11 protein-coding genes are annotated in these 10,166 nt (G+C 57.3%); 9 read left to right on the forward strand and 2 right to left on the reverse strand.

Translation table 11 applies throughout. The features are described 5' to 3' along the window. From P8Z34_16155 to P8Z34_16170, 4 genes are all read left to right on the forward strand, one after another. A partial coding sequence (locus P8Z34_16155; protein MEJ2552206.1) for an ATP-binding protein occupies positions 1-839 on the forward strand: 839 nt, incomplete at its 5' end. Positions 840-1,084: 245 nt separating this feature from the next. Beyond that, positions 1,085-2,080, forward strand: a complete 996-nt coding sequence (locus tag P8Z34_16160; protein MEJ2552207.1) for a hypothetical protein — start codon at positions 1,085-1,087, stop codon at positions 2,078-2,080. Between the two features lie 316 nt (positions 2,081-2,396). Continuing rightward, positions 2,397-3,098: a diphthine--ammonia ligase gene (locus tag P8Z34_16165; protein MEJ2552208.1), complete on the forward strand. Its 702-nt coding sequence runs from the start codon at positions 2,397-2,399 to the stop codon at positions 3,096-3,098. Positions 3,099-3,142: 44 nt separating this feature from the next. Further along, the gene (locus P8Z34_16170) at positions 3,143-3,508 is read left to right on the forward strand and encodes a cupin domain-containing protein (GenBank protein ID MEJ2552209.1); all 366 of its coding nucleotides are present in this window, start codon (positions 3,143-3,145) and stop codon (positions 3,506-3,508) included. 66 nt (positions 3,509-3,574) lie between these two features. Here the strand turns inward: P8Z34_16170 and P8Z34_16175 are convergent, their stop codons facing one another. After that, entirely contained in the window at positions 3,575-4,441 is an 867-nt protein-coding gene (locus P8Z34_16175) for a glycerophosphodiester phosphodiesterase family protein (GenBank protein MEJ2552210.1), read from the reverse strand. A gap of 365 nt (positions 4,442-4,806) precedes the next feature. On the opposite strand from P8Z34_16175, the gene P8Z34_16180 reads away from it, so the two are divergent. Then, complete coding sequence (locus P8Z34_16180; GenBank protein ID MEJ2552211.1) at positions 4,807-5,169, forward strand: cupin domain-containing protein; 363 nt, start codon at positions 4,807-4,809, stop codon at positions 5,167-5,169. A gap of 74 nt (positions 5,170-5,243) precedes the next feature. On the opposite strand, the gene P8Z34_16185 is transcribed toward P8Z34_16180, so the two are convergent. Continuing rightward, positions 5,244-7,304, reverse strand: coding sequence for a hypothetical protein (locus P8Z34_16185; protein MEJ2552212.1), 2,061 nt, complete (start codon positions 7,302-7,304; stop codon positions 5,244-5,246). A gap of 305 nt (positions 7,305-7,609) precedes the next feature. Between P8Z34_16185 and P8Z34_16190 the strand changes: the two genes are divergently transcribed. The 4 genes from P8Z34_16190 to P8Z34_16205 all read left to right on the forward strand — a co-directional run. After that, entirely contained in the window at positions 7,610-8,278 is a 669-nt protein-coding gene (locus P8Z34_16190; GenBank protein ID MEJ2552213.1) for a hypothetical protein, read from the forward strand. Continuing rightward, on the forward strand, positions 8,278-8,589 hold the full coding sequence (locus tag P8Z34_16195) for a transcriptional regulator (protein ID MEJ2552214.1): 312 nt from the start codon (positions 8,278-8,280) through the stop codon (positions 8,587-8,589). Before P8Z34_16190 ends, P8Z34_16195 begins: the two co-directional genes overlap by 1 nt. A gap of 74 nt (positions 8,590-8,663) precedes the next feature. Further along, complete coding sequence (locus tag P8Z34_16200; protein MEJ2552215.1) at positions 8,664-9,338, forward strand: response regulator transcription factor; 675 nt, start codon at positions 8,664-8,666, stop codon at positions 9,336-9,338. Between the two features lie 3 nt (positions 9,339-9,341). After that, on the forward strand, positions 9,342-10,166 hold an 825-nt coding region (locus tag P8Z34_16205; protein MEJ2552216.1), incomplete at its 3' end, for a histidine kinase dimerization/phospho-acceptor domain-containing protein.

Below are 10,166 nucleotides of genomic sequence, written 5' to 3' on the forward strand. Positions count from 1 at the left end.
TGCAGGAGCAGGGCAAACCCGACCGCTGGACGGTGGCCGAGCTGCAGCTCCGCCTGCGCCAGCTGGGCGAGGGCTGCGATTGCGAAGACGAAGCGCCGGACGACCGCTACGCCGGCACGGCCGATGCGCTCATCTGGCGTCTGGATAGCGTGATCAAGGGCGCAGCGATATTCGACGATTTCGAACACCTCGACCTGGCCGAGCTTTTCCGGCCCGGCCGCTGCTCGGTGCTGCAGTTGGACGAGGTCGATTCGCGCCAGCAGCAGATCATGGTCGCCACGCTGCTGCGGCGCGCCTTCCGCGCCCGTACCCAGACCGAGAAGGGCGCCGTGGGCGAGGACGACGAGTTGTATCTGCCCTACCCGGTCTTCATCCTCATCGAGGAGGCGCATCACTTCGCCCCGGCCGCGGCCGACGTGGTCAGCACGCAGGTGCTCAAGCAGGTGCTCTCCGAAGGGCGCAAGTTCGGCCTGGCGGTGGGCCTGATCAGCCAGCGCCCGGGACGCCTGGATCCCGATGCCCTCTCGCAGTGCAACACGCAGTTCCTGCTGCGCATCGTCAACCCCATCGACCAGGCGCGCGTGGCCGAGAGCGTGGAGACCGTGGGTCGCGAGCTGCTGCGCGAGCTGCCCGCGCTGACCAAGGGCCAGGTGATCGTGGCCGGCGAGGCGGTGAACACGCCCGTGCTCTGCCGCGTGCGTTCGCGGCACACCCCGCACGGCGCCGAGTCCCCCGACGCACCAGCGCTGTGGCGCAAGTGGTTTTCGGGAAGCGGCAAAAGGAGGAAGGGCGCACGGCCGGCGGGGAAGGAGAAAGGGGATGAAGCGCTGTTTAAATAGATTCACTCATTGTTGGAGGCAACCATGACTCATCAAAAATCAGAAGAAACACCACCCCTCGACGACAGAAGAAACACCACCCCTCGACGACACCCCCTTCCTCTGTTCCTGAAGCGGTAGCGGGGAAATGTCACAATCGATCATCGAGATACGTTCCACATCACCGATGTTGCCAATGTGACAATGGAATGGCTATAATTCATCCGGCGCGGCGAGCTTCGAAGCCGCAGAAAGGACCATGGGAGATGAAAACAACAAATACGCTGCGGAGGCTCTGCCTTCTGATCCTGACCTGTACATGGCTTCTATCCGCCTGTGGCGAGAATATCACGGTACCGGATGCGGATGATACGCCACCTACGATCTCGTTGAGTGTACTCATTCCGGGTGAAGAGGAGATCGTGCTCACCAGCGAGAGCGACTATGTGGAGCGCGCTGTTGACCGGCGAGATACAATCACATTCACCGCCATCGCCAAGGACGAAGACGGAGGTGTGATAAACGTCAAGATCATCGGTGAGGTTACGGTCGATTGTGTAAGTGAGAATTACGGTCAACGCAAGACGGCTTACCTGCTTTCCGAGAACCCAATCGATGCTGGCCCAGGCGACACGGCACAAACCGTGCGCATGACCTCCATGTCGACATCCATCGAGACCAACATTAATGGATGCACCGGTAATTACGAGTTCAACTGGTTAGAAGGCGAGGTGTATGCCTACGCCGAGAATTTCCACAGCGGTGTTTCCGTGAGCGCACCGTTCCACTTTTACTACCCGGGTCGAGGCGAGGCGGACTCCACGAAGAGTGATGAATCTGACCAGGAATCTTACGAAGAGCCAACGATTACTTTACAGGAAACAGACGTTGAACTCCCGGACTTCCAGCTTGCCCCAATCCATATCAATTTCAACGCCGATGATTACCGCATCGCCAAAGGGGAGGCCAAGGTAACCATCGAAGTCATTACACCACCGGCGGCACCAACCGGCCTACACGCGGAATTGGTTTGCGGTAAGGAAGACGTGGTAACGCTGAGCTGGACAGATCAAGCTGACGATGAAACGGGATACCGGGTTTATCGGGATGGCAAGTTGATCGCCAAACTGTCGGCGAATGCTACGAGCTACCAGGACACACTCACGTCTGAATACTATCACGTCTATTCGGTGGAAGCGTACAACGAGGCTGGATCATCAGCGCGGATTTCCGTGACCCAGGAAGAAAACTGCTATCGGTAACACTCACGCGTTATGAAATCTGCTTTCTTTTCAGGGCTGTCTCACTTAGGACAGCCCTGTTGACCTTCCATCTTCGATTCATTCTGGTCAGCGCCTGAATTCGCAGGCGGGTAACGGCATCGAAGGAAAAAGTATCTAAATTTTCACCACCCACTCGTACCCATTTGCTTTTCGGCGCCATTCACCAACGATGCACAGAATATGATTAAATACGTGTGTTGGGGTGAAAGCAGATCAGGTGAAACAACCCGTCGAATTCCGAACACAATCGATCAGATTCACAGTAACTCTCCCACACAGGAGGCGAAGACGGTTTGTGAAATCAGAACGCAAGAAATCGAAACCCGAGGAAATCTCACTCCTGCGTAACGCCCCTTTCGTGTGTTCCTGGAGCGGCGGAAAGGACTCCTGCCTGGCGCTGTGGCAAGCGATCGAACATGGCGGCGTCCCTCAGGCGCTGCTGACGATGCTGGACGAGCATGGCCGGCGCTCGCGCTCGCATGGCCTTCCGCTGCAGGTTCTGCAAGCGCAAGCCGACGCAATGGGAATCCCCTTGATCACTGCCCAGGCGTCCTGGGACGAATACGAGGCGGCATTCACTGCGGCGCTGCGCGCCGCAGCGCACGAAGGTGCGCGGGCGAGCGTGTTTGGTGACATCGATTTCGAAGAGAATCGCGCCTGGGAAGAGAAGGTCTCGCAGCAAGCCGGGATGCAGGCATACATCCCCTTGTGGCAGCAACCCCGCGAAGAACTGCTGCGCACCTTTTTCGAACTTGGATTCAAGGCCACGATCATCGCCGTAAAAGATGATAGGTTGGGAAAGCGTTTCCTCGGGCGCGTACTGGATGATGATTTGCTTGTCGAATTCGAACAGGCGGGCATCGATCTCTCGGGAGAGGCTGGCGAATATCATACGATCGTAACGGATGGGCCTCTCTTTAACAAGCCATTGAGTCTGCGAAAGGGCGAGATCACACAGCATGCAGGCGTGTGGTTTCTAGGCATGCAGATCGGTTAAATAATGACCCCGTTGACACACGCGCCGGCATCGTGGAGGTAGACGTGAAACCCTCAGCTATCAACTTCGACGAGAAACTGGCTTCCTTTTCGGAACATTGGTCACCGAAGATCGTGGCCCGGATGAACGAGTATCATTTCAAACTGGTCAAGTTCCGGGGCGAGTTCGTCTGGCACAAGCATGCCGACACCGACGAGGTCTTCATCGTGCTGCACGGCGAGATGGCCATCGACTTCCGCGACGGGCCCGTCGAGCTCCGTCCCGGGGAAATGATCGTCGTTCCGCAGGGAATCGAACACCGGCCGCGTGCCGAAAAGGAATGCCGGGCGCTGCTCGTCGAACCGGCCGGCACGGTCAACACCGGCGACGCCGGCGGCGAGCTGACGGCGGAGAAAGATGTCTGGATATAAAACCATTCGTCTTGCAATGCCGTGTTAATGCAAAGCCGCTACTGGATGCATGTTGGATTCCTCAGATCAATCCCCTATGTATCCATTCGAATAGACGCCGATATCGAGCCGGCGGAATTTTTCAATTTCGTCCGGAGATGAAAGACTGTGTACGTAAGGCACAGCACCTACTGCACGCAGCGCCGTAACGAACTCGGGTGTATATCTTCGCTTTTGCCTTGAATTTTCTGCGAGAGAGAGATTTTGGTCCCGTTCTTGCCACCACATCATGACCGCTGGGATATCATTTTTCGTCACGAATTCAATCACTTCATCATCATCGAACTCACCCGACCATTGCGTTCGCACGAGTGCCAGCATGTACCATGGAAATCTGTACATCTTACGGATCTCATCGTAATCCCACTGTTCTGTAATATGTGGGATCATCCGATTCAAAATACTCGGAGGAGCTTGATGGACAATCGTTTCGTAGATTTTTAGATGATCCCACTTGGTGTCAAGAATTAGGTAAGCATCTTTATGCTTGCGAAGGAGATTAATAAGATCTTGACTCGTCAGCAGAGGATAGCGCCCGTCCCATGCCAACCCCTCGATATCATCTTTGGTTATATCTCTGAAACTCCCCGTCAACCCGTAATGCTCTTCGGTCCCATCATGTGCAGCAATCACTGTCCCATCACTTAGTCGTAAAAGGTCAACCTCGAGAATGCGAAACCCTCTGGCGTATGAAGTTTCAAAAGCGTCGAGACTGTTTGTCATTGTCGTTCCATCATCAGTGCTACCCAGAGCATGTGCAACATAGGCGTATTTATTAAATGGGTTGTCAAGCGAAACAGGCCATATGCCCATTAGGATGAGTACGACAAAGGTTCCAACCGAAATGATTGCCAGTGTAATGAATGTCCAACTTCGTTTCAATGCTTCAACCAACGTAAACTCCGCGATACATATTCGAAAATGGTAGTGAATATCAACTTCTATTCATACTCAGACATACCGCAGGAAATGAGGATAAGGGCGATACACTTCGTTCCTTGCCCGCATTTCCCTATCCATCCTCAAAAAACGGGATCACAATCGTATAGTAAAGATCATCGATGACATCGAATGATACCTCGTTTTCAGGTTGACGCTTCAGATTATACCATCGTGACAGGGACGGCTATTTTGCCCCATTCATCCGACATACTGTTCTTCTCTTCCTAATCATAGAACGTGCTGTGACGATCGATAGTGTAAGATTGAATGATCCGAATAATCATCGGATCGGCATAAACGAAAGAAACGAATTCGGAATGTCGAAGCCAGATACAAGTAAACCAACACTGACGATTTCTTCGGAACAATGGCCCCCGAAGTTCGTGGCCCAGATGAACGAGTTTCACTTCAAGCTGGCCAAGCTGCAGGGCGAGTTCGTCTGGCACAAGCATGCCGACACCGGCGAGGTCTTCATCGTGCTGCACGGCGAGATGGCCATCGACTTCCGCGACGGCCCCGTCGTGCTGCGCTCCGGGGAGATGATCGTCGTTCCGCAGGGAATCGAGCACCGGCCGCGCGCCGAAAAGGAATGCCGGGCGCTGCTCGTCGAACCGGCCGGAACGATCAACACCGGCGACGCCGGCGGCGAGCTGACGGCACAAGCCGACATTTGGATTTGACCTGTTAGCCGAATACAGGAATCAAAAAGCCCCGGGAATAACCCGGGGCTTTTCTCGTTTGAATTCGATCGGATTCACTCCGCCGGGCAGCGGCAGAAGCCTCCATCGTCGGGGGAATAGGTGCCGCCCGCATCACCACAAGCCGCACGGTCGAGCGTGCTCACGCACACCGGTTCCGCCGGTATCTCGGGAAATGCAGGAACGGCCAAAATCGGCGCATCCTCACCACCGTACAGCTCCATTACGCTCAAGGCGATCCAGCATTGGACGGTAATCTCGTGCATCGTCGTCTCGAATTTGCCCCAGGTTCTTTCCGGATTCACGCCGAGCAAGGTCAGCTCCGTCCCGGCCTCGAATGCAGTCACGTCGTCGAAGACCGGATCGGGGCCCTTGCGGCAGAAGGCGTTCTGGGTCAGCACCCCGTAGGGGTTCAGGTCGATCAGGTCCGTCTCGGCCACGCGGAACTGCACGTACTTCACGTCCTGATAGAGCCCGTCCTGCAGCAGCACGAACTTGAGCGTGTAGAGCCCTGGCGGCAGGTCGAAGAGACGCACGCTGCCGGCAGGCACGATGTCCACGCGCGTGCCCGGATAGGCAGCCACCTCATACTGACCTACGTTCTGCAGCACGCTCAAGTTCTCGTTCTGCAAGATCACGTCTACGTGGTAGTTGTACGTTCCCGTGGATATGTTGAACACCTCGAACCCAAACTCGACCTCATCGTAATAATCCAAAGCCTGGAACTGAACGTCGAATATTGGATCGCTGGGCAGGACGCCGCGCAAGTCGGTGTAATAATACCCCTTCTCGTGTCCCATATCGCCGCCCCAGACCCAGTTGGTCGCCGGTTGGCCGGTGTCTCCGGCGATCAAGGCCACCGCGCCCGGAAAACCGCCCGAACTGGGCAGCAGCCAGAGCACGCCGCGGCGCTGGTTTGTCGGCTGAGGTTCGGCAAACAACACCACGGTGTCGATCACTTCGATCTTTTCGGCGGTAAGGCTGTCCATTATCGCCTGATGGTAGTCCGCCCATGAGCGTGTGCTGTTGAGCGATCCCGATCCTGGGTCGTTGTAGAAAAGCACCGTGCCGTCGCTGCCGGTGATGATGCGGCTGTGGCCGGCCAGGCTCGACCCCCAGGCCACCGGCCGCCGCGGCATGGCGGTGCCCCAGACGTAGTATTCCACGTAGGCCTGAAAGGCGTCGAAGAGATATTCCGCATAGTCGTAATCCACGTGCTTCACGAAGCCCAATTCCTCGAAGCTGAGTTCGGTCCAGACGGCCGCCTTCCAGTTCCAGATGATGACCTCCACGTCGCCGGTAGAAAAACTCTGCTTCACGTCCGCCGGCACACTGTACCCGCCGGCGCCGAGCAGCCAATGGAAGAAGAAGCCCTTATCGAAAGGCTGGCCTGCTTTACCGGCCAGATACCAGTTGCTCGATTCACCCCACACGGCGCCGAAGCCGCCCACGGGCCAGGCACCCTGGTGGAAATCGACCAGGTCGGTCATCGCCGTAGGGCTGCACCAACCCGGCGTCATTTGTGGATACGTGGGAACGGCGAGCGGGTCGTAGATCGTGGTCAGCTCCAACAATCCAGGGTGGGCGATGAGTTTGAATATCTGGTACTTACCCTTGCCCACGACAGGGAAGGTGGCCATGTCACCCACGACCTTCACACCCACCACGGAAGGGTAACTGCCCTTCGGTTCGGCCCAGGCGACGTAGGCGTAGGTGGAGGTGTCGGCCGGAGCGGCATCCTTGGCGCCGTCGTTCAGCGGAACACTCACCAGGATCGAACCGATTTGATCCGCATCCCCAAGATCGACGAAGAACTCGTCGCTGGCGGGACTGAACGGACTGCCGGCGGCGAAGGGCTCGCCTTCCCCGATATCCTCGAACGTGACTTCGGCATCCACACTCAACGCGCCGGTCTCGACGAACAAGGTCGCGCCGCCGGATTCTTCGATCGTCAAGGATTCTGCCGGAAAAATTGAGGTAAATGTCTCCGTCGGGTGAACCTCCTCGGAGATCTCGACAACGTCTTCCTCTCGATCTCCGAGCAGGATGAACGTCACTGCGGCTGCGACAAGTACCAGCGCTGCCAACAGGTAGAGATACATTCGCTTGCCCTTCATCTTGGAACTCCTTTGCATCTGGGATATACGCTGGGTGAAAAGACCGAACACGAATACATAACTTTAACGCAGCGGCATCCATCTTTCTCCCGTGACAATGGTCCTATGCACGGCTCTCACCCTGTGAACTCCGAAAGACAGACGGTGTAGGGGAAGACTCGATGAGGGCCGGCTTGTGATGCACCGGGCTATGATTTTGCATCAAGCAGGATTATCCGTAACAAGATATCTATTTTTATAAACTAGTTGACATTGCAAACCATAAATGCTATAATGCCCGCACAAGAACGCACTGGAGGTGGATGATGACGTCCCCATCGGATGTGAAGCGATTGATACAAGATACCCGGCGGTATGAATTTGCCGACGGCTTGCGTGATTTGCAGTTGGCCATCTTCTTCGTGACCAGCGGCGCTGCCGCCTGGCTCGTATTTCAACCCTTCTGGATCACCCTGATCGGAGATTTGGTGGAAAGATACGGCCGCGGCGCGGCATGGCTGGGTATTTTGGTGCTGTTCATCGCGCCATTGGCCGTGATCGGGATGCTGGGGTTGATGAATTTCGTCCGTAAACGCTGGCTGTGGCGCGAGAGCGGCATGGTGAAAGCTTCCCGTTGGGTCGTTCCTCGGCGGGTGACCGTGCTCTCCTTCGTGATCATCGTCGCAGGTCTGGCGCTCGCCGTCCTCGCACGCCGCCAGGGCTGGGTGGAAGACAGTTTCATCCTGCGCATGCTGTGGGGGGCCACCGGCTGGTCGTTCGGCTACACGTTGATCGCCATGGGGCACGAACTCGATCTCCCGCGCTACATCTGGCTCGGGGCAATCGGCGGCGCCCTGTCCACAATCCTGCTCTTCCTCGATCTCACCTTCGCCCAGGCCGCGCTCGTCTTTAGCCTGACCTGGGGGCTGCTGCTATCCGCCAGCGGCATCTTCACCCTGCGGCGGGCGATTGCTGCTCAAGACGCAGGTGAATGATGTCCGATGATATCAAAGATCTCATCAATATCGACCGCCTGATCCACGAACCCTCCCGCCTGGCGATCATGGCCGTGCTGTCGGCCTGCGAAAACGCCGACTTCACCTACCTGCTGAACGCCACGGGGTTGACCAAGGGCAACCTCTCCGCTCATCTGAGCAAGCTCGAAGATGCGGGCTACGTCAAGATCGTCAAACGCTTCAAGGGCAAGTACCCCAACACGCTTTGTTCGTGCACGGCATCCGGTAGACGGGCGTTCGATGCCTATTGGAAACAGTACTCGGCGTTGGCCGAACGTCTCAAGCAATAAATCGTTACCGGTCAACGGGCCTATGTTAACGTTTGTTAGCATTACTACAGCCTCAATCCGATATAATACGCGGGATGACCACGATTTTGATCGTCGAAGACGACGAGACGGTGTGTGACACGCTGGCGCTCAACCTGCGCGCCGAAGGCTACGAAGTCCACACTGCGGGTGAAGGCGAACTCGGTTTAGAGTTGGCCCGCACGATCAACCCCGACCTCATTGTGCTCGACGTGATGCTGCCCAACCTGGACGGCCTCACGGTATGCCGCTTGATCCGCCGCGAGAGCGAGGTGCCCATCATCTTGCTCACCGCGCGTGGAACCGAGACCGATAAGATCATCGGCCTCGAAACCGGCGCCGACGATTACGTCGTCAAACCTTTTTCGCTGGGAGAATTCCTGGCCCGCGAGCGCGCCGCCCTGCGGCGCGGCGCCACCGGCGCGGCCGATAAAGAACTCGTCTCGAACGACATCTCTCTCGATCTCGTGTCCCGCAAGGCGTTTCGTGGTGCGGAGGAAATGCAGCTAACCCCCCGGGAATTCACACTGCTCGCCACGTTGATACGCAACATCGGCGCCGTGCTCACACGGGACCTGCTCCTCGCCGTCGTCTGGGGCGACGATTACGTCGGCGATCCTCGCACGGTGGACGTGCACATCCGCTGGCTGCGCGAGAAAATCGAGCAGGATCCCTCCGACCCCGAACGCATCCGCACTGTCCGCGGGGTGGGCTACCGCTTCGAGGGCTGAAACATGGAATGGCTGATCGTGGTCGTTTCGGCCGCACTGGTCCTGCTGATGGCCATCCTCTGGCGGCGCGAAGCCGTCCGTCACCTCGAAACCCGGCGCCGCTGCCGCCAGGAGTCGCAAGAACTATCCGACCGCATGCAGCGGGCCAGGTCGATGCTCGACTGGCTCGAAACCGCCACGAACGCCAGCAACGAACTGCTGCTCGTCGTCGATGCGGAAATGCGTTTACATTACGCGAACCGATCGGCCCAGGATCTTTTCGGCGATCTCGATGCAGAAGCGACCATCATAAGTTACACCCGCAGCCTGGAGATCGAATACCTCGCACAGGAGGCGTTGAGCGATCAGCATGCGAACGAACTCCAACGTGTCATCCAATTGGACGGCCGGACTTACCACGCCCAGGCCGTCGCTGTAGCCAACGGCGCAGGACTTGCGCTGACCGACATATCCGAACTGCAGCGGCTGAGCCGCGCCCGTCAGGACATGGTGGCCAATCTGTCCCACGAGCTTCGCACCCCGATCACATCCCTGCGCCTGCTGGCGGACACGTTGGGCAGTCCCGCGGGGAAAGCAGTGGCCGAGGAACTGGTGGGAAAAATCGCCCACGAAGTGGACGAACTCGAGCAAATCGCCGTGGAAATGCTGGATCTGGCCGCGATCGAGTCGGGCCGCCAGGTCGTCCGCCTGGTTCCCACCGTGCTCGTAGACGTGATTGACGAACTTGTCGATCGCTTTTCCGAACAAGCCGCACGTGGAAAGATCCGCTTGACGGTGACGGTTGATCCCGGGTTAAGCGTGCTTGCCGATCGCGATCAGGCCGCGCGC

Source organism: Anaerolineales bacterium (assembly GCA_037382465.1).
In the GTDB taxonomy this organism is placed as follows: Bacteria; Chloroflexota; Anaerolineae; order Anaerolineales; family E44-bin32; genus WVZH01.

Coding starts and splice junctions, on each gene's coding strand:
- P8Z34_16160 (MEJ2552207.1), top strand. CDS start 1,085: ATGAAAACAACAAATACGCTGCGGAGGCTCTGCCTTCTGATCCTGACC.
- P8Z34_16180 (MEJ2552211.1), top strand. CDS start 4,807: ATGTCGAAGCCAGATACAAGTAAACCAACACTGACGATTTCTTCGGAA.
- P8Z34_16185 (MEJ2552212.1), bottom strand. CDS start 7,304: ATGAAGGGCAAGCGAATGTATCTCTACCTGTTGGCAGCGCTGGTACTT.
- P8Z34_16190 (MEJ2552213.1), top strand. CDS start 7,610: ATGACGTCCCCATCGGATGTGAAGCGATTGATACAAGATACCCGGCGG.
- P8Z34_16195 (MEJ2552214.1), top strand. CDS start 8,278: ATGTCCGATGATATCAAAGATCTCATCAATATCGACCGCCTGATCCAC.
- P8Z34_16200 (MEJ2552215.1), top strand. CDS start 8,664: ATGACCACGATTTTGATCGTCGAAGACGACGAGACGGTGTGTGACACG.